The organism is Methanofollis sp., from assembly GCF_028702905.1.
In the GTDB taxonomy this organism is placed as follows: domain Archaea; phylum Halobacteriota; class Methanomicrobia; order Methanomicrobiales; family Methanofollaceae; genus Methanofollis.
In genome coordinates, this window is the sequence record NZ_JAQVNX010000011.1 from 1 (window position 1) to 19,187 (window position 19,187).

At 60.5% G+C, this 19,187-nt stretch carries 19 protein-coding genes; 9 read left to right on the plus strand and 10 right to left on the minus strand.

Features of this window, described 5'->3' with window-relative positions:
- Positions 1-175: 175 nt before the first annotated feature.
- Positions 176-358: a hypothetical protein gene (locus PHP59_RS02595; protein ID WP_300163129.1), complete on the minus strand. Its 183-nt coding sequence runs from the start codon at positions 356-358 to the stop codon at positions 176-178.
- A 125-nt stretch (positions 359-483) separates the two neighbouring features.
- Here PHP59_RS02595 and PHP59_RS02600 point away from each other — a divergent pair, with 125 nt between their 5' ends.
- Positions 484-1,224: a coenzyme F420-0:L-glutamate ligase gene (locus tag PHP59_RS02600; RefSeq protein ID WP_300163132.1), complete on the plus strand. Its 741-nt coding sequence runs from the start codon at positions 484-486 to the stop codon at positions 1,222-1,224.
- Positions 1,225-1,707: 483 nt separating this feature from the next.
- Here PHP59_RS02600 and PHP59_RS02605 read toward each other — a convergent pair whose 3' ends face one another.
- Positions 1,708-1,866: a preprotein translocase subunit Sec61beta gene (locus PHP59_RS02605; protein WP_067050118.1), complete on the minus strand. Its 159-nt coding sequence runs from the start codon at positions 1,864-1,866 to the stop codon at positions 1,708-1,710.
- A gap of 51 nt (positions 1,867-1,917) precedes the next feature.
- Between PHP59_RS02605 and PHP59_RS02610 the strand changes: the two genes are divergently transcribed.
- From PHP59_RS02610 to PHP59_RS02640, 7 genes are all read left to right on the plus strand, one after another.
- A complete protein-coding gene (locus tag PHP59_RS02610; protein ID WP_300163139.1) occupies positions 1,918-2,952 on the plus strand; it encodes an amidohydrolase family protein in 1,035 nt (344 codons plus the stop codon).
- Positions 2,953-2,992: 40 nt separating this feature from the next.
- Complete coding sequence (locus PHP59_RS02615) at positions 2,993-3,418, plus strand: universal stress protein (protein WP_300163142.1); 426 nt, start codon at positions 2,993-2,995, stop codon at positions 3,416-3,418.
- A 20-nt stretch (positions 3,419-3,438) separates the two neighbouring features.
- Positions 3,439-4,299 (plus strand): CBS domain-containing protein, encoded by an 861-nt coding sequence (locus tag PHP59_RS02620; RefSeq protein WP_300163145.1) that lies wholly within the window; start codon positions 3,439-3,441, stop codon positions 4,297-4,299.
- Positions 4,300-4,370: 71 nt separating this feature from the next.
- Positions 4,371-5,012 (plus strand): archaeal proteasome endopeptidase complex subunit beta, encoded by a 642-nt coding sequence (gene psmB / locus PHP59_RS02625; protein WP_300163148.1) that lies wholly within the window; start codon positions 4,371-4,373, stop codon positions 5,010-5,012.
- 22 nt (positions 5,013-5,034) lie between these two features.
- The gene (locus PHP59_RS02630) at positions 5,035-6,924 is read left to right on the plus strand and encodes a beta-CASP ribonuclease aCPSF1 (protein WP_300163151.1); all 1,890 of its coding nucleotides are present in this window, start codon (positions 5,035-5,037) and stop codon (positions 6,922-6,924) included.
- Positions 6,925-6,931: 7 nt separating this feature from the next.
- On the plus strand, positions 6,932-7,996 hold the full coding sequence (locus tag PHP59_RS02635; protein ID WP_300163154.1) for an MFS transporter: 1,065 nt from the start codon (positions 6,932-6,934) through the stop codon (positions 7,994-7,996).
- 13 nt (positions 7,997-8,009) lie between these two features.
- Complete coding sequence (locus PHP59_RS02640; protein ID WP_300163157.1) at positions 8,010-8,432, plus strand: hypothetical protein; 423 nt, start codon at positions 8,010-8,012, stop codon at positions 8,430-8,432.
- Between the two features lie 434 nt (positions 8,433-8,866).
- Here PHP59_RS02640 and PHP59_RS02645 read toward each other — a convergent pair whose 3' ends face one another.
- Entirely contained in the window at positions 8,867-9,580 is a 714-nt protein-coding gene (locus tag PHP59_RS02645; RefSeq protein WP_300163160.1) for a ribonuclease III domain-containing protein, read from the minus strand.
- 97 nt (positions 9,581-9,677) lie between these two features.
- Here PHP59_RS02645 and PHP59_RS02650 point away from each other — a divergent pair, with 97 nt between their 5' ends.
- Positions 9,678-11,090 carry an aldehyde dehydrogenase family protein gene (locus PHP59_RS02650; protein WP_300163163.1) on the plus strand — a complete coding sequence of 471 codons (1,413 nt, stop codon included), beginning with the start codon at positions 9,678-9,680 and terminating at the stop codon, positions 11,088-11,090.
- A gap of 97 nt (positions 11,091-11,187) precedes the next feature.
- Here PHP59_RS02650 and PHP59_RS02655 read toward each other — a convergent pair whose 3' ends face one another.
- The 7 genes from PHP59_RS02655 to PHP59_RS02685 form a co-directional block, all read right to left on the minus strand.
- Positions 11,188-11,616 (minus strand): S-adenosylmethionine decarboxylase, encoded by a 429-nt coding sequence (locus tag PHP59_RS02655; RefSeq protein ID WP_300163214.1) that lies wholly within the window; start codon positions 11,614-11,616, stop codon positions 11,188-11,190.
- Positions 11,617-12,159: 543 nt separating this feature from the next.
- On the minus strand, positions 12,160-14,988 hold the full coding sequence (locus PHP59_RS02660) for a M1 family metallopeptidase (RefSeq protein ID WP_300163166.1): 2,829 nt from the start codon (positions 14,986-14,988) through the stop codon (positions 12,160-12,162).
- Positions 14,989-15,020: 32 nt separating this feature from the next.
- Positions 15,021-15,668, minus strand: a complete 648-nt coding sequence (locus PHP59_RS02665; protein WP_300163168.1) for a roadblock/LC7 domain-containing protein — start codon at positions 15,666-15,668, stop codon at positions 15,021-15,023.
- A gap of 35 nt (positions 15,669-15,703) precedes the next feature.
- Complete coding sequence (locus PHP59_RS02670; protein ID WP_300163171.1) at positions 15,704-15,910, minus strand: hypothetical protein; 207 nt, start codon at positions 15,908-15,910, stop codon at positions 15,704-15,706.
- Positions 15,911-16,095: 185 nt separating this feature from the next.
- Entirely contained in the window at positions 16,096-16,230 is a 135-nt protein-coding gene (locus PHP59_RS02675) for a hypothetical protein (protein WP_300163174.1), read from the minus strand.
- An 8-nt stretch (positions 16,231-16,238) separates the two neighbouring features.
- The gene (locus PHP59_RS02680; protein WP_300163177.1) at positions 16,239-16,661 is read right to left on the minus strand and encodes a HAMP domain-containing protein; all 423 of its coding nucleotides are present in this window, start codon (positions 16,659-16,661) and stop codon (positions 16,239-16,241) included.
- Positions 16,662-16,817: 156 nt separating this feature from the next.
- The gene (locus PHP59_RS02685) at positions 16,818-19,052 is read right to left on the minus strand and encodes an RND family transporter (RefSeq protein ID WP_300163179.1); all 2,235 of its coding nucleotides are present in this window, start codon (positions 19,050-19,052) and stop codon (positions 16,818-16,820) included.
- Positions 19,053-19,187: the final 135 nt, after the last annotated feature.

The following is a 19,187-nucleotide window of genomic DNA, read 5'->3' on the forward strand; positions in this document are numbered from 1 at the left end:
AAGGTGAGGCACCCCGGACAGCGGATGACGTGGTACATCAAGGGGAGATCGGCACTGCTCTGTGAAAAAGATTCCTCTCTGCACCGGAACAGGATGGGGGGTCTATCGTCACGCGGACAAAAGCGCAGCCGCCGAGTGTCACCCGGGCCATCCTGTTCCCGCGTATCCGGCCGTCCTACCAGCGCCAGAGGCGCCCTCTCTTTCCAGCAGCACCGCCTGTTCCGTGGACGATGATCTCCACCCGTACAGGGCCTGCGGCTTCTGCGGTCATCTCTCCGCACGCCCTGCAAGCCGGGCCGTACTTCTTCCCCCGGTGGATCTCTTCCTTGATCTGCGCTCCATAACTGTACCAGGTCATCTCTTTCACACCTCCGCGGACGGTAACCCCGCCCGCATGCACCAGAGGGGAGAGAGGGTGGTATTAAAGGTATCCTTCGAGCCGGGACCGATGAGTATTAGTCCGGAGGAGGCGGATTGATCTTTATGCAAATCCAGGTAATCCCTGTTGTGGGCCTTCCTATCATCCATCCCGGGGACCATCTTGCTGAGATGATCTGCAGCACGGCCACCCTCGAAGACGGCGACATCCTCTGCATCGCCTCCTCGGTCTACTCCAAGGCGCACGGGCATATCCGCAGTCTCGACGAGATCGCCCCCTCGGAAAACGCCCTGCGCATCGCACAAAAGACCCGTGAGGATCCGCGGTTCGTCCAGGCCGTCCTTGACGACACGACCGACGTCATCCTGGAAGAACCCTTCATCCTCTCCGAGACGGTCACCGGCCACGTGGGCGTGCGGGCGGGCATCGACCACTCCAATATCGAGGACGGCATGATCATCCGCCTCCCCCCCGATCCGATGGGCGCCGCCGAAGGCATGCGCCGGGAGATCGGCCGGATCTGCGGGAAGGACGTCAGGGTGATCATCACCGACACCTGCGGGCGTTCGTTCAGGCGGGGCCAGACCGGCGTCGCCATCGGGTGGAGCGGCATGACGGCGATCCGTGACTTCCGCGGCGACCACGACCTCTTCGGCCACACCCTGGAGATCACGGAGGAGGCGGTGATCGATGAGATCGCCGGTTTCTCGAACTTCATGATGGGCGAGAGCAACAACGGCGTTCCCGCCGTCGTCTTCAGGAACTGCGGGGCGTGGAACGGGCACGACAGCCTCCACTTCAGCAAGAGGGAAGATATCATCAGGCAGTCGCTCGGCCGGAACTGAACCTCTTTTTTTCCGTGGCGGGACTGCGGATCGGATGCCGTGAGATCGGAAACTCTCTGCATGGCCTTAATTAAGAGCGTCCGCGACTGACAGGAACGATGGCCCCCCTCTCTGCAATCTTTCTGTCCTTTTGAACGTAGGAGAAGGCGGTTGATTGGCACTCTCCTCCGGGGGGCTGCCGCCCCCCGGTCCCCCTGCCATTAGGATAGGGGGTGGATGGCAATCTCCCTTCTCAGGATCTCTGTTCTGTCTTCCCGGGGCCAATCTTGAGCAGGGGTCCGGGGGCGTTAGTCCCCCGGTTCAGATTGCGGGGAAGGCAGTGGAGTCACACAGTTTGTCATGGAGTCGTGAGGATATATCGATCCGATCATGAGGGTTCCGCCAGAGCACCGCACCCCCCATCCCGCCGCAGAAAAAACAGCACCCCCTCTTGCGTCACGCCCGACGAAAATCCAGGGCCGCCACCGACCCGAAAAAAGGTATTCAGTAGAAGGTGTTCAGCACAAAGATGAAGACCCCGACTGCTGCCGCGATTGCGAGCACATAGGTGGGGTTGATGTGGAACGCCCTGCGGTCCTCGCTGTCATAATAGTTCACGAGACCTGCAGACGATACAAGCCGCCCGCCACTCTTTTTTGCCATGGGTTCTGGTTTCTCATTCAATATATATAAAATCGGTGTCAACGGATGGATATGCACGAGCAGGTGTACCGGGGCCTGGCCCTCCTCGGCGCGGACTTTGAGCCGTCCCGCGTGGCGATCGTCGTCGAAAATGGAAGGATCACCAGGATCGAGGACGACCCCGCCGCACCCGACCTCTGGATCTGTCCCGCATTCTTCAACGCCCATACCCATCTCGGCGACACCGTGGCGATGGACTGCGCCACCTGCGGCGACCTCACCGCACTTGTCACCCCCCCGCACGGCCTCAAACACCGCATCCTCGCGGCAACGCCGCGGGACCGCCTGGTTGCCGGCATGCGCGCGAGCATCGGGGCCATGCGGGCGACCGGCACGGCAGGCTTCGCCGACTTCAGGGAAGGCGGGCCTGACGGGGTCTCGGCCCTGAGAGAGGCGCTCCGCGGCGAGGCGGCCACCCCTGTCATCTTCGGCCGTGAAGGAGGGGAGATGGCGGCCGACGGCATCGGGATCAGCAGCGTCAGGGACGTCGCCGGCGTCGAGGCGCAGGTGGCCGCCGCACGGGCCGCCGGAAAGAAAGTGGCCTTCCATGCAGGGGAACGCGACCCCGACGACATCGACGGCGCCCTCGCCTTCGAGCCCGACCTCCTCGTCCACTGCACCCACGCCACCGACAGGCAACTACGGGCGATCGCCGACGCCGGAATCCCGATCGCCGTCTGCATGCGTTCGAACTGGATACTCGGCGTGACCCGCGGGCAGGACCACCCACCTCTCCGGCGAATGGCCGAACTCGGCTGCACCTTCTACCTCGGCACCGACAACGTCATGTTCGTCCAGCCCGACATGCTCCGCGAGATGGCATTCTGCGAGACAGTCTCGCGCCTCCCTGCCGATCAGGTGCTGCGCGCCGCCGTCGGGGGCGCCGCCCTCGCGGGCAGATCCTGCCTCCTGGACACAGGGAATCATGCGAATTTTATCATAATAAACCCCGGATATGCGAATCTCCGGTTCAGCACCGACCCTCGGTCCTCGATCGTCCGGAGAGTAGACGGGAATGTCATCCGGGAAACTGTTATAAATCCATAAAAGGAATTATGTTGCAAGTTTCGTTTTTGGAGGTGCAGTTATGTTCCAGAAAATCGTCGTCGCCGTCGACGGGTCAGAGATAAGCCAGAAGGCATTCGAGGTCGCTCTCTCGGAGGCGAAAATGTGGAATGCCGCGCTCCACCTGATCTATGTCGTCGAAACCAGCAGGTTCTCGTCCCTTCCCATGGACAACACCATGGAAGTCATCTACTCCCTGCTGGAGAAGGAAGGCCGGGAGATCTTTGAGAAGAGCACCGCACAGGCTGCCGCCGAAGGGATATCCATCGTCACCCATCTCAGGGACGGACACGCCGGAACCGAGGTTCTCGCCCTCGCCGAAGAACTGCAGGCCGACCTGATCGTCATCGGGTCACGCGGCAAGAGCGGCATCGACCGTCTGCTCCTCGGCAGTGTGTCCGCCCATGTCGTCCAGGACAGCAGGTGCACAACAATGGTGGTGAGATAATTCCCGAAACGGCAGATGACATGCATGTCATCGACTACATGACAAAGGATGTCGTCTCTGTCGAAATACCCAGCAACCGGGACGATATCCTCAAGATCCTGAAAAGGACCGGGATCTCGGGCGTGCCGGTCCTTGAAAAAGGGAAGGTCGTCGGCGTGGTGACCAGGAAAGACCTCCTCAGAAAGTCGGAGGAGACCCAGGTCGCCCTCCTGATGTCCCGCAGCCCGATCGTGATCAGTGCCGCCGCCACCATTGCCGAAGCCGCCACCCTGATGAGCAAGGACAATTTCCGCAGGCTGCCGGTCGTGGACGACGACGGGAAACTCGTCGGCCTGATCAGCGTCGCCGACATCATTGCCGCCGTCGCCCAGCTCAGGATCAAGGACGAGATCAAGGACCACTGCGTGAGCACCACCTTTGCCCTCTGGGAAGAGACGCCCCTCCCCCTCGTCGGCAGGATCATGGAGATCTCCGACGTCGAGGCCGTCCCGATCATGGACGACAAAGGCAGGGTTGCAGGGATCATCTCAGAACGCGATCTCATCCGCAGCTCGCACATCGAGGACTCTGTCGAGGTCTCCGACTTCTCGAACGGAACCGACGACGACGAATGGACATGGGAGAGCATCAGGGACATGCATGTCATCAGTTACGGTGTCTCGAAGGTGAAACTCCCGGAAAGACCGGTCAAGACGGCCATGGTCAGAAACGTGATCACCGTCCCGAAGAATGCAACGGTGAGCGAGTGCGCTCTTCTGATGAAGCGTTCCCGTCTCGACCAGCTCCCGGTGGTCAACGGCGACAAAAAACTCATCGCCATGCTCTTTGACCGCGACCTCATCAGGGTGCTCTGTGAGGAACCCGGGAACAACAACCTTTAAATTTCTTCGTGTCCCTTATAACAGATAACGCTTTTACCAACTTTTAGCGTGTAATTTTTGGGGGTATTTCAGTGCCTGAGATGTATCAGGAAATATTAAAGGGCACCACGACAGTGGGGCTCGTATTCCATGACGGCATCGTCCTTGCGACCGAGAGACGTGCGACGATGGGTAATTTGATCGCCAGCAAAAAGGCAAAGAAGGTTTACCAGATCGCTGATCGCATCGGGATGACGACCGCCGGCGGCGTCGGCGACGCCCAGCAACTCGCCCGTCTCATGCAGGTTGAGTGTAACCTCTACAAGGTCCGCCACGGGAAAACCATCACGGTTGTGGCGGCGGCGACACTCCTCTCCAACTATCTCCAGCAGAACCGGTATTACCCGTACTATGTCCAGCTCCTCGTCGGTGGCGTGGACAGGAACGGCCCGAGCGTGTATTCAGTCGACGCCATGGGCGGCGCCTCGAAGGAAGACGACATCGTCTCGACCGGATCGGGCTCGCCGATGGCGTACGGCGTACTTGAAGACCGTTTCACGGCCGACATGGGCGAAGAACAGGCTGCAGCACTTGCGATCCGGGCCCTGAAGGCTGCGATGCGCCGTGACTCGGCATCGGGCGAGGATATCAGTGTTGTCGTCATCATGAAAGACAAGTATGAAGAACGTGCTGTTGAGGTCACAAAAGGAAACAGCCCAGAATTAGCCCACTAAATTCTTTTTTAGGACGATTTTAATGCTCATAGAGGACAGACTCAAGGAACTCAGGGATAAGATCAATGCCAAGGTTCCCCCCGGTATCACCATCTCTGACGTCGAATTCGAAGGCCCGGAACTGGTCATCTATACCGATGATCCGAAGAAATTCGCCGACCAGGAGGACCTGATCAAGGTTCTTGCACGAGATCTGCGCAAGCGTATCGTCGTGCGGCCGAACATCCTCGAGGACCCGGAGACGGCGGCCACGAAGATCAAGGCGGTCGTGCCGGACAATGCCGGAATATCAGATATATTTTTCGACCCCGACACCGGCGAGGTGCTCATCGAAGCAGAAAAGCCAGGCGTCGTCATCGGCAAGAACGGGTCGACCCTCCGCGACATCACCAAGAACACCTGCTGGACGCCGAAAGTGGTCCGCACCCCCCCCATAGAGAGTTCGAGCGTCAAGCAAGTCCGTCAGTTTCTCAGGTCGGTCAAGGACGAGAGAAAAACATTCCTCCGGACCATCGGGAGGCGCATCCACCGCGACGTGATCGCGAAGGACCAGTGGGTCAGGGTGACGACCCTCGGGTGCTGCCGGGAAGTCGGCCGGGCGGCCTTTCTCCTCACGACGCCGGAGAGCAAGGTGCTCATCGACTGCGGCGAAAAGCCGGGAAGCGCCACGAGCACGCCGTACCTCTATGTCCCGGAGATCTCTCCGCTGACCTCTCTCGACGCCGTGGTCCTCACCCACGCTCACCTCGACCACTGTGCCCTCGTGCCCCTGCTCTTCAAGTACGGATACGACGGTCCAGTGTACTCGACCCCGCCGACGCGTGACCTTGCCACCATGCTCCAGCTCGACTACCTCGACGTGGTCAAGAAGGATGCAGGGAGGCAGCCGTACACTTCCAATGAGGTAAAGGAGTACATCAAGCACTCGATCACCCTCAATTACGGGTCTGTCACCGATATCGCACCCGACATCAAGCTCACCTTCCACAACGCGGGCCACATCCTGGGATCGGCCATCGCTCACTTCCATGTCGGCGACGGCCTGTACAACATCGCCTTCACCGGCGATTTCAACTACCAGAAGACCAGGCTCTTCTCACCGGCGGTCTCAAGTTTCCCACGTCTCGAAGCGCTGTTCATGGAGAGCACCTACGGCGGTGCGAACGATTTCCAGCCGCCGCGTGAAGTAGCCGAGGCCAAGCTCTACGAGATCGTCAACAGGACGATCAACCGCGGCGGCAAGGTTGTCATCCCGGCCTTCGCCGTCGGCAGGTCGCAGGAGGTCATGCTCGCCCTTGAGGAGGGGATGAGGAAGGAGAAGATCCCGAAGGTGAAGGTCTACCTGGACGGCATGATCAAGGAGGCGACGGCGATCCACACGACCTATCCCGAATACCTCAACGCCGATCTCCGCAACCAGATCTTCCGGGACGGCATGAACCCCTTCCTCGCCGACTGCTTCATCCAGGTGGACTCGTCCGACCTGCGGGAGAAGGTCATCGGCGGCGACCCCTGCGTGATCGTCACGACGAGCGGCATGCTCAACGGCGGCCCTGTGATGGAGTACCTCTACGCCCTCGCACCCGACGAGAGGAACACCCTCATTTTCGTCGGGTATCAGGCCGACGGCACCTTCGGGCGGCGCCTCCAGAAGGGCTGGCGGGAGATCCCGATCGGCAACCGCGAGACGATGGTCCTCAAGCTCGATATCGACACGGTGGACGGGTTCTCCGGGCACTCCGACCGGAAGCAGTTGATGGGGTTCATCCAGCACCTCCAGCCGCGGCCAGAGAAGATCTTCACGATCCACGGGGACGAGGGGAGCACCATCGACCTTGCAAGCTCGATCTACAAGCGTTTCCACATCGAGACGCGCGCGCCCCTGAACCTCGAGACCTACCGTATGGTTTAAAGACAGCATGAAGCAGCGCCTCCCCATCCTGCTCGGCGTCTTTGTCGTGATGGCGCTTTCGAACGCGATCGTGCCCGTGCTGCCGGCCCTCGCCGATGGGCCGGCCTTGCAGGGCGCCCTTTTTTCCGCATACTTTCTCGGGGCTTTTCTCACGGTCCTGCCGGCAGGGGTCCTCTCCGACAGGGTGGGTCGGGTGCCCCTGATACGGGCCGGCCTTGTCCTGACACTCGCGAGCGGAGCGGCGATCCTTGCCTTCCCCGACCCTCTGGTCCTCCTTGCAGCACGGGGCATCGAGGGGATCGGCGCCGGTCTCTTCGTGCCCGCGGCGATGTCCTGGATCAATCTCCAGACAGACCACGAGCATATGAGCGGCAACTTCATCGCCGCCCTGAATGTCGGTCTGGTCTCCGGCCTTCTCGGGGCAGGCTTTCTCAGCGATGTGGCAGGGATCATGGGCGGGGTTGCGGTCTTCACCGCGGCGACGGTGGTGCCGCTCGTGCTCTCGGGTCTGATGGCGGAGGCAAACGCTCCCGAAGGGAGAAATGGCGGGCTCATCGGGATCGGAAAGAACTATTTCTGGCTGTATGTCTCGGCGATCGTCCTTGTCGGCGCGACCGGGGCGGTGACGGCGATCTATCCGGACTTCACCGGCGAGACGCCGGCAACCCTGAGCCTGCAACTCGGGATGATGAACGTGGCGACGATCTTCGCCTCCATCGCAGCGTCACGGGCCCACCTGGCACCGATCCCGACAATACGGGCGTCGGCCGTGGTGATGGCCGCGGCGGTCGCCTTCTCCTATCTCACCCCGCTCGCGTTCGTGCTCGTCGGCGGGATCGCCGGCGTGGTGATGATCGCCCAGATAAATTACCTTGCAGCAGACCAGGCGAAACAGGGGGCGGTGATGGGTCTCTTCAATGCGTCGAGTTATGCGGGGATGACCCTCCTCCCCTTTATGGCGGGAGTGGTCGCGGAAATAAATGGATTTATGATGGCATTTGCGGTCACCGCCGTCCTGTCGGCCATGATGGCCGTCACCATCGGGCGGTGCCGGTGCCCGGTATCACACTGAATCGGAGATTACCATGACAGAAAAGAATGCATTTGAAAACCTGAAAGGTTCGGGTGTCGATGAGAAGTTTGTGTCCATCGGGGTCTCGCCCGGAGTACAGATCGACATTCTCGAACTCCAGCGTCTCAGCCGCAGATACGGTTTCCGTGCCGTCGTGTATTTCGAGGAGGAGATGGCACAGGCAGGGGACCTTGCGGCGGACGAAAAGGAGTACGCGGACGTGCCCGAGAGCGATCGACCCTTCGTCTCTGTCGACGACTTCCTGAAATTTGCCCGCGAGTACGATCCCTACTCCTTCGACATCCGCCTCAAGGAACTCCCGATCATGATCGAGGTCGTGTCCGTGGGGGAGATCGCGGGCACGCCCTATGTAACCGGCCTGATGCCCTTCCTCGACGAACTCGACACTTTCGAGGAGCCCGAGGTTATGGGGTGAAGGAGCCCGAAAAAAAAATCGCGTGTGAAAAAGTTCTGTAAAAATTCTGATCGTGAGTGACCGTGCCGGGGGGTTTCACCCCCCGGTCCCCCCAACATTAGGATAGAGGTGGGATTGCAATCCCCCTCTTCAGAATCTCCTGCTCTGTCTTCCCCGGCTCTATCCTATAGATCGGGGGTCCGGGGGCTGCGAACGAAGTGAGCACGAGAAAACCGTAGGTTTTCGAGGTAGTCCCCCGGCGAAGGGTTTTAGGGAAGGCAGTTGATCGGCACTCCTCCGGGGGGTTTCACCCCCCGGTCCCCCCAACATTACGATAGGGAGTGGATGGCAGTCATCTTCGATATGCAGGGTTAATCCTTCCCCTGGCATAGTGTTTAGGGGAAGGCGGCGGTTTGGAGTATCACTTCAAACGTACCCCGGGAACCGAGCACCCCCTACCCCTCTCTCTCCTCCAGAACCCTCAGAGCAACCGCCGCCGCCGCCTTCTTCGCTTCGGCCTTGCTCCTGCCGGTGCCAGGGGCCGAGAAGAGGTCGGGGACGGTGACCGCACAGACAAATGTGGGGGCATGGTCGGGCCCCTGGCGGTCGAGGACATGGTACTCGGGCAGGTCGCCGGCGTGGTCACCCTGGACGCGCTCCTGGAGTCTGCCGATGGTGTTCTCGCCGGTATCGAAGTGGAGGATGTCGTCGGCGACAAGACCGAGCACGACCTCCCGCGTCCTGTCCAGCCCGACATGGAGGTACAGGGCGCAGATGAAGGCCTCGAAGACGTCGGCGATGATCGACGTCGTGAGGGCCTGGCCCGTTCCAAGGAGGATCAGCCTCTCAAGCCCTATGCCGGTGCCGGGCACGATCGTGCCGAGGTGCTCGTTCTTCACTGCCTCCATCCTCTTCGAGAGGGCGCCCTCGGAGCAGTTGAAGGTGGAGAAGAGGTACTCGGCCACGATGAAGTTGAGGATGCGGTCGCCGAGGAACTCGATGCGTTCATAGTCTGGGCAGGGGAGTTGACCGCAGGGGTGCTCGTGGGCATAGGACCGGTGCGTGAAGGCCCGGTCGTAGCAGGCAAGCGCCTCGTCGGTGACTCCGGTGATACCGATCGGTTGTTGTGCAAGAAAAGCGAGAAAGTCCTGTTTTCGTGTCCATTCCATCTGCAGACCACCCTGGAGGAGACGACGGGTACAGGTGCGGCCGGCCCGCCGGGAGGGAAAAACCTATTCTTCCATAAAAGATAGGATCCCAGCAATTATGAAGATGCTTATCGGCAGCGCATGGGTGGATGCGTCATCAGAGAGGACGATGGACGTCGTGAACCCCGCCACCTGGGAAAGGATCGACAGTGTGCCCCTCGGCGGCCCTGAGGACGGGGGCGCCGCCGTTGAGGCCGCAGGGGAGGCGCTCGCCGGGTGGGCAGGCCAGACCCCCCTCGACAGGGGGAAGGTCCTCTATCGCACCGCGGACCTGGTGCGCAGAGAGGCCGACACCCTGGCGACGACCCTTGTCGCCGAACAGGGCAAGCCCCTGCGCGAGGCAAAGGACGAGGTGCGGGGCTTTGCCCATATCCTGGAGTACTATGCCGGACTTGCGTCCTCCCTCCAGGGGGAGACGCTGAACACCGCGGCATACGGTCGGATCATCGTCGAAAAAAGACCTCTCGGCGTCTGCGTCGGCATCGTGCCCTGGAACATGCCGGTGCTCATCGCGGGCTGGAAGATCGGGCCGGCCCTCCTTGCCGGCAACACCGTCGTGCTCAAACCGGCCAGCACCACGCCTCTCACGACCCTCGCCATCGGCGACCTCTTCTCCCGGGCAGGCCTCCCGGCGGGGGCCCTCAACATCGTCACCGGTCCCGGGGAGACCCTCGGCGAGGCGCTGGTCACCCATCCCGATGTCAGGAAGGTCTCCTTCACCGGGGAGATCGGCACGGGCAGGCGCGTGGCCGAGGCCGCGGCCCAGACGATGAAGTACGTCACCCTGGAGCTCGGCGGGAGCGACCCGATGATCGTCTGCGACGACGCCGACCTTGAGGCAGCGGTCGCAGGGGCGGTCGCCGGCCGATTCTATAACTGCGGGCAGACCTGCACGGCGGTGAAGAGGCTCTTCGTCTTCTCCGGTGTCGCCGAAAAGTTCAGGGCCCTCCTCACCAGCAAGGCCGAAGAGATCAGGGTCGGGAACGGAATGGAGCCCGGCGTCAGGATGGGGCCGCTGAACAATGCCGCAGGTCAGGAGAGGATGCGGCAGGTGGTCGAGGGGATCGAGGGCGAGGGCCGGGTCCTCACCGGGGGAAAGGTGCCGTCGGGAAAGGGTTTCTTCTTCGAACCGACCGTGGTCACCGGCCTTGCGCCCGACGCCCTCCCCCTCCGCGATGAAGTCTTCGGACCCGTCCTCCCGGTCTTCGAGGTGGAGAGCCTCGACGAAGCGCTTCACGCGGCGAACAGCACGAAGTACGGACTCGGGGCATCGATCTGGACAAAGAGCCTGGAGAGGGCCGAGAGGGGCTGCAGGGACCTGGAGGCCGGGATCGTCTGGGTGAACCAGCACCTCAAGATCCCGCCTGAGGCACCTTTCGGCGGGACGAAGTGGAGCGGTATCGGGCGGGAAAACGGCCGTGGCGCACTGGACAGGTACACCGAGGAAAGATCGATTCTTATCAGGACATAAAAGGGCAGGGTGCTGCCGGAAACCCTTCCCCTCCATTCAGGTCGGGAGGAATCGTGTGTTTGTGGGAAGATGAAGGAAATAGGGAAGATAGTGTGCTTCAGTCTCTGAAGAGCACGTGGGTGGTCATCGACTCTGCGCCGAAGAACGCCTTGCAGAACTCGCCCATCTTCTTGGGGCCGTAATCCTTGCAGGAGAAGATATCGAGATAGGCAGCGTTGGTCTCGTTGGCAAAGTGGCCGGAGACAAGGGAGGTCTCGATAAGCTGCATCATGGAATAGCCGGCGACCTTCTCGCACGGGCCGAAGTGGACGACGGTCGGTTCGCCGAAACGCTTCATGTCGATGAGGTCGCAGAGTTCTACGATGAACTGCTTGATCTTGTCGGCGTCTCTGATGGTGGCCGGGTTGCAGTTCTTGAGGTCGACACTCGTGTAAAGACCCCAGGATCCCTGAGCGTTGAACTTCTTGATGATCTCGTCGTCTGAGAGGGTATCCCAGTAGTTCGTGGTCTCGTTCAGGGTGAGCATGTCATTCTGGTTGTGAATCTCGGTTGCGGTCATATTCATCACGATCCCCTCCGGGAGAGTTCCCTGGAGGCTATGATGTAATAACAACATCAATTGAAGATTTAAAAATATCTATCCAGATACCCCACAGGGAATGAGATAAAACGGACAGATTAGAGAATAAAATGAGAATTAATGGCCAATAATGAGTCATTTCGTGAATAAAATGCAATATTATGCCGAAACCGGTCTGCCCCGTATTTACGCCGCGTTTGATCCTCCCGTACACAGCAGGGCACGCCCGTGGCCCCGATCGGTTTTGCGCTCTATAAATGGCCAGATTTACATTCGGCACCATCAGACTCAGGGAAAAAAGGATTTGAATGGTTTAATTTGGCTAAAACAAGCCAATTCTGTTTTAATTTGAAATTTTAAGTTTCCAGAAAGAATAATCAGAGATAGTATGGCCATTCCTCCATTATATCAGGCAAATGGAAAAACATCCATATATCTGTGAATTCAGTGTGAAAAATAAATGTAAAATAATATGTTCACTAATGAACATCATCGTTCATTTTCCGCCTGCCGGTGCGGCAGGGCATCCAGTTCAGGGGCGGAACCGAACCCGGCCACATACCGCACCACGGCCCGCGGCGCACCGTCAAGAAGACGGCGGGCGGTGTTATAGACACTCGGACGGGCGGCGGGATCGACAGAACGCATGACCCCGAGAAGGACGGCGACAAGGGGGGCCTGGTGCTCCTCTCCCATGCTGTCGAGCGCACCGAAGACCTCCAGGGCGCTGACCGTGTTGTACTCGTTGATCCCGGCAAGACGTCCGAGCACCCGGGCAAGATACTCCCTCCCGGCCGTGGTCTCCAGGGAGACCATCCTGTTGCGGACGAACCTTCCGTAGAGCGCTCTCTGGTCGTTGCTCTGCTCGATCCTGAAGGACGGCGACACTTCCACGCGTCGCACAAGGTCGATACAGTCGGGCGCCGTGACGCCGGCGACGACGGCAAGGAACATTTCCCAGGAGACGAGGTCGGCGCGGGACTCCTCCTCGAAGACGTCGAGCACGGCCATGCGGTCGGGCGCCGACGAGTCCATGTAGGTCGCAAAGGCGACAAGACTGTCGGTGGTGCAGGCGGCCCTCTCAAACTGCTCCCTGATCAGGGCGTGCACCGCCGGGGTGTCGAGGGAGGCGAGGAGGCCGAGGACCACATTCTTCACCTGCCGCGCCTTGATCGCGGCCGGACTCCGGTCGGCAGGCGCCGCGGCGTACCGCCTGTACAGGGCACGGAGAACCTCTTCGTGCCGGGAGGCGATGCCCCTCTGGAGGCGGTCCCGTGCCCCGTGCAGGGCGGTGTAGCGGTGGGCATAGCGGGGGTCGTCGACCGACTCGAAGATGGTCAGGAACTCCCCGCCGACCGCGGCCATCAGGGCGTCGTCGGAGAGGAGGTCGGCATAGAGGTCAGAGAAAGAGGGCGATGGGACCGCACCGGGATCGTCGAGGAGTCTGACCATCTCGGCCTCCGCAAGGCTCTGGAAGGCGCAGAACCTCCCGATCACATCGGGGTCGTGCCGCACCCGGAGATGACGTTCTTCCGGCGTTGCATCGTCGACCAATTTCCCATAGAATGAATAGCCGCGATTGGCCGCGACAAAGGCCGGCCTTTCCACGCCGGTAAAGACGACCTCTTCGTGGCGTCCGGTGACCTGGTGAGTCGCACCGGCGATCTCCCGGCCCTCCCTGTCCATCAGGGCGACCACACAGGGGAACTCCCAGGGCTCCATGCCCGCGGGCGTCTCCTGGTCGAGGGTGAGGGTGCAGGTGCGGGACGCGGGGTCGTAGGAGTGCGCCATCCGCACCGTCGGGTAACCTGTCTGCTTCAGCCAGAGATGTGCCATGCGTGCAAAACTCCGTCCCGCCACCTCCTCCATCGCATCGAGCCAGTCCTGCCTCGACGCGTTGCCGTGGGCGAACCGCCGGTGATAGAGGTCGAGGCCGCGGGCAAAGGCCTCCTTCCCCATGACAGTCTCGATCATCCTGACGAACTCGGGGGCCTTGACATAGGTGACGCCGGTGATCAGTTCGTTCGGGTCGTTGAACCCGTCAGGCTCGATCGGCATCGAGGCCGCGCCGGCGTCGAGGGCGAAAGTCCCGGTCTCCGGGTCGACGAGGTCGACGACACTCTGGAGGCGGGCATAGTCCTCGCCGAAGAGGAAGGCAAAGTGCGCGTTCTCCACGTGGACCGTCACCGCCTCGTTGAGCCATAGTTCGAAGGGGCTCTTTCCGGTGACCTCGGAACCATTCAGGTTGTGGTAGTACTCGTGGACCTTCACCCGGATCATGTACTCGTAGGCCCGGTCGGTCATCCGCCTGTATGGCATGATCCTGTTGGCCGTGATCGTGGTGTTGCCGACATTCTCCATGCCGCCATAGTCCGAGTTCTGCATTGCGATCTCGCGGTAGACCGTGCCGGTGTAGGCATAGCCCGGCCTGATCTCTCGTACCTTGCGGGCGAGGTCGGCACGGAGGGCCGAGACCCGTTCGTCGTCCCCGGCCTCTTTCGCCCGGTCGCGTTCATGGCAGAGGGCCCAGAGATCGGCGCGGTCGTACTGGTCAGGGCCGGTGAAGAGATAGACCCAGAGGACAGCGTCGGCAAGCGCCTCCAGGGAAGCCCCGGCGACCGCCGGGTCTGAGCCAGGCGGCGCGAGCAGTTCGAGGGCGAAAGTCCGGCCGTCCGGGTACTCGAAGTCGCGGGAAAAGGTGGCGTACGTCCCCACGCCGAGGAAGAAGAGGTACGGCGCCATCGGCGTCGTCGTGTTGTCGTAGGTGACGATGTTCCTGCCGTCGCCCATCGGCTTCCTCCCGGATAGGCCGTCGCCATTGGAGATGATATTTGTATAGCGCTCGTCGGCGATGATCGTCGTCGTATAGGTGCACTTCGCCGCCATGTCGTCGAAGCACGGGACAAGCCTCTGAAAACCCCACTGCTGGCACTGGGTGATCTGGGTCGGCGGCGCCCCTGCCGGCGTCTCGTCATAGTACAGGCCTTCAAGGAGCGTCCGTGACGGCCTGCAGCGTGTCCGGGTGAGGAGATGGAGGTCGGCGCCCGGCTCGACCGGGTCGTCGAAGGAGAAGACGAGGACGTGACGGTCCCGGTCATAGGTGATGCCGGCCGCGGCCTCATCGCAGGAGGCGGCCACGACTTCGAGGTCGCGGGCATTCAGTTCAAGACGGTTGACCGGCCGGTCGCGCACACGGACATGCAGGCGCGAAGAGACGTCGGTGACATCGTCACGGACAGAGAAGGTGAGGTCCATGTGGACGACCTCGACAGGCAGTTCCCCGAAATCTTCAGGATAATAGGTAAAAATACGCGTCATCGGCTCGAAAAAGGATGGGCCGGGAAAGGGGATTACTGTTCCGACAGCAGACCCTGCACCAGGGACCTGACCCTGCCGAGGGGAACCCCCCGATCTGTCAGGACGCAGAGGATACTGTCGCCATGGGGCACGGTACAGAGACGGCCGACAGGCGTCTCAAGGATGAAGTACGAGAGACTCCCCGCGCCCAGGGAACCGAGGAGGGAATCGGACTCCCAGAGAGAGGCCGCAATATCGGCACATGCAAGCCCTTTCGGACAGGTGCCCGCAAGAACGGTCATCTCCTCCTCGGTACACCGTGCCACCAGGCGGACGCCGTCCTCCTCACGGAGGAGGGGAGAGGAGACCGGCACTCCGGCAGCCTCGCTCCGGGAAAGGCCCGCCGAAGTATTCTCTTTCTCCTCGTCGTGGACGGGCACGCCCTCTGCCTGACACCAGGCAACGGCGGCGGCGAAATCCTCGTCGGCGTACTTGCAGAGGGTCAGTTCGAGAACGTCCATGGAGGAGAGGTATTCACGCGCCGCATTCCCCCTCAGCGTGATATCGCCGTGCCTGAAGAAGTATGCAACCGCCTCCCCCCTCCGGATCAGGACAAAACCCCTGCCGTCCCTGACGGCGACCTTCACCGCCCCGAGAAAACGCACCGTATGGGAGTAAACCCAGGACAGGGGGGCTTGCATCGTTCCAAGGCTGGTTCCTTCAGGCAGATCGTCGATCATAGCACAGATTCGATAAGGTCGCGGTTCTTCTTCATCTCATACCTGACACGCCCGGTATTCGCACCGGGTTCAAGGAGCACCATCAGCACAGGGCCGTTCCCGAGAGGTGTGGCAAGGATGTTCCCGCCATCTGCTTCGAGCATTGCGTCCTCGTAGCCGTCGGCACCGATCCCTGCGGAGAGACGTTCCCAGACGTCCCGCACCGTGGGGACAAGAGATGCCGCAGTTTCCCAGTCGGCATTCCCGGCCTCGCCGAGGACCTCGCCGTCAGGCCCCGCGACGCATGCGGCAACGGCCCCGGCGACGAGCAGTTTGCTCAGGGTAAAGTTAATCAGCAGAGTATCTCCCTCCAGTCATCTTCATTATTCCGGGGAAAGGATCCTCTCCCTCACCCGCCGACACTCTCTCCGGGGGTCTGACCGATCGCCCGGGCACAGGCGCTGGCCCGTGCCGGGAGGAGGAACCCGGCAGAATAACCGGATATCTCCTTCGGCGCCAGAGCGACGATGTCACAGAGCGGCATAACCCCACTCATTTGCCGTCTTCACGCGAGAGGGCGTCAAGGATCTTGTACGAGTTGAGCATCCTGTTGAATGAGGTGGCAAGTTCGCCGATCTCGTCGTTGGTCATGACCTTCACCTCAGAGTTCCGCAGGTCGCCCATGGAGACGCTCCTCGCCACCTCGGAGAGTTGAGTGATGGGACTTGTGATGCTTGTTGCAAGGAAGAAGCTCCACATCACCACAAGGCCGAGAGTCACGAGAGTGAGGAGGAAGACCGTCCCGGGCAGGCCGATTGCTGCCACGATACCCTCGGTGTCGCCCATGGAAATGAGGCCGATGAGCGCGATCGGGAGCACTGCCACAAAGAGCATGCTCACGAAGAGTTTGTAGAAGATCGGGATCTGGAGGGTGATGCTCCGCCCCGTCGTGCCGGACTTGATCGAACCTTCCATACTCAGATATTTACACGCTCCAAATTTAAATGTTATGATTTTTGGTTCGAGGCATTTTTTACTAAATTATAAATTAATAAGTATTTGCTCGGCGTACGCAGGGACCAAAAGATGCAATGATAAAAATACGGCTCAGGAAAAAAGGAAAACGGGAGATTACTCATTCTCGGCCTTAGATGCAGGATTACGGGACGAACGCCCTATCAGGGAGAGCACGGCAGGCATCACGATGATCGCACCGATCAGGGAGAAGCCCACCGTGATCACGGTGACCACGCCGAAATTCTGGATGATATTAAAGGTGGAGAGGATGAGCGCCGAGAAGCCGAAGACCGTGGTCATGCCTGAGACGGTGATCGCCGTCCCGATCTGGGAGACGCTCTGCTGGATCGCATCATAGAGTTCCCTCCCCTTCTCCCGCTCCTCGTAGAAGCGCTCCATGATCAGGATGGTGTACTCCGAGGCCACGCCGATGGTCATCGAGCCCAGGCAGGCCGTCAGTGGCGTGTAGTCGATGCCGAGGGCATACATGATCAGCCCGTTCCAGCCGACGATCATGATGATCGGGACCAGCGGCGACACAGCCTTCCCGATCTTCCGGTACACGAGGAAGAGGAATGTCAGGATCAGCCCGAAGCCAAGGATTGTCATCTGCGTCTTCCCCGTCTCGATATCGTCGATCAGGGTCGTGAACAACTCCAGGTTGCCAGTCGGTTCGGCGACGATCCCGACAGGCGGCTTCTCCCAGGCAATGTCCTTCCGCACCTTCGTGACCAGGCTCTTCGCCTGTTCCATCTCCATTTTGGTGAGGGAGAACTGGACGACTGCCCCCATGTTTCCGGCAAGATATTTATTCTTCGTTTCATCAGGGATCCGGTCGAGGACGGCCCGTGCCTCGGCGTCGGTCTGCGGCATCGCCCCGTTGTTGTACCGGAGGATCTCGGTGATGATGCTGGTTACGCCGGTGATCTGGGCATTTTCCTTCACCTCGTAGTCCGAGAACCCCTGCATCCACTGCAAACTTTCGAGAGAGGTGACATCGTCGCCCCTGATATAGATTGGGAGAGTCTGGGTCGAGCCCATGGTCCGGACGATCTTTTTCAGGTCCACGACCGCCGGCATGTCAGAGGGGACGAAGGTCTGCTCGTCCGTGCTGATCCTGATTTCGCTATCCATCTCGACACCGATGAAGGCGACGAGGCCGAGGATAATGAGGATAGGGATAGGGTTCTTTGCAATCTTCACCGCAAGGTTCCCGAGGAACTGGTTGTATGCCTCAGTCGCCCCGCTGTTGGCGACATTTCCCTCTTTTTTCGGCCGGTATTTTACAAGCACACCAAAGGTCGGGACAGCGATGAGGGCGGTAAGATAGCACATCATCACGCCGATGACGCAGACCATCCCGAAACTCCGCACCATGGGGACGGGCGAGATCCCCATGGCGACAAAGCCCATGGAGGTGGAGAGCATCGCATACAGGACTGAGGGGCCGGTCTTCGTGATCGTCGTGATCACCGACTCGTCGATCGGGGCGAGGCGCCGCTCCTCCTCGAACCGAGAGTGGAACTGGATCGCGTAGTCAATCCCGATGCCGATGAGCACGGGGAAGGCGCCGATGGTTGCCATGTTGATGTGGATCCCGACAACCCCCATCAGCCCGAAGGTGAAGATGAGGCCGGTGGCCACGATCGCCACAGGGAGGAGGCGGTACCTGACATGGGAGAAGAGGAGGCCGACGGCAAGGATCATGAGGAGCATCGCGGCCCCGATGAGGACGCCCATCGAGGCGCCCATCTCCTGTTTCATCTGCTGGGCAAAGGCAGGGTCTCCGCTGACCGTAACCCCGACGCCCGGCGGAGGACTGGATATCGCCACAACTGAGGCAATGGAGTTGAGCACGTTCTCCCTGACGTCGGAGGAGACGCCAGGATCGAGGGTGATGATTGCAATGGTCATCATGTTCGAGGGGACGTAGCGCTCCATGATCTCGGGTGGGACCAGTGCCTTCGCTCTCTGCACCTCCGCAGCAGATGTCGGCAGGGTGCCGCCATTCACCTGCCTGACCAGGTCAGTGATACTCCGCGTCGAATCAACGTACTGTTCATCGGCGATGTCGGCCTGGAGTCGGTCTATATACGCGAGCACGTCGGGGTTGAGGACATCGTCGGTCTCGACAAGGAGCATGATGCTATCCGACATGAAGGAGTCGGCGTACTTGTCGAAGAGCATCCCGCGGGTGGTGGTCTTGTCTATATAGGTATCAGACCCGGTCTCCATCGAGACGAGGCCCATGCCGTAGAAGGCCACAAGCAATGCGGCGACGAAGAATCCAGCAACCACCGCGGGGTGCCTGACAATCATATCTGCAATAATCTGGTAGGGGGATTTCACACCGCGACCTCCGTCATGCCTAGAGATTGTCCCGGCGTACAGATATATCATTTGTTGCGAACAAGACAACAAATTCGGATGAGGACACAGGGGTCATCCCTCTCTCAAATACATACCTGAGGACACGATAGGAGG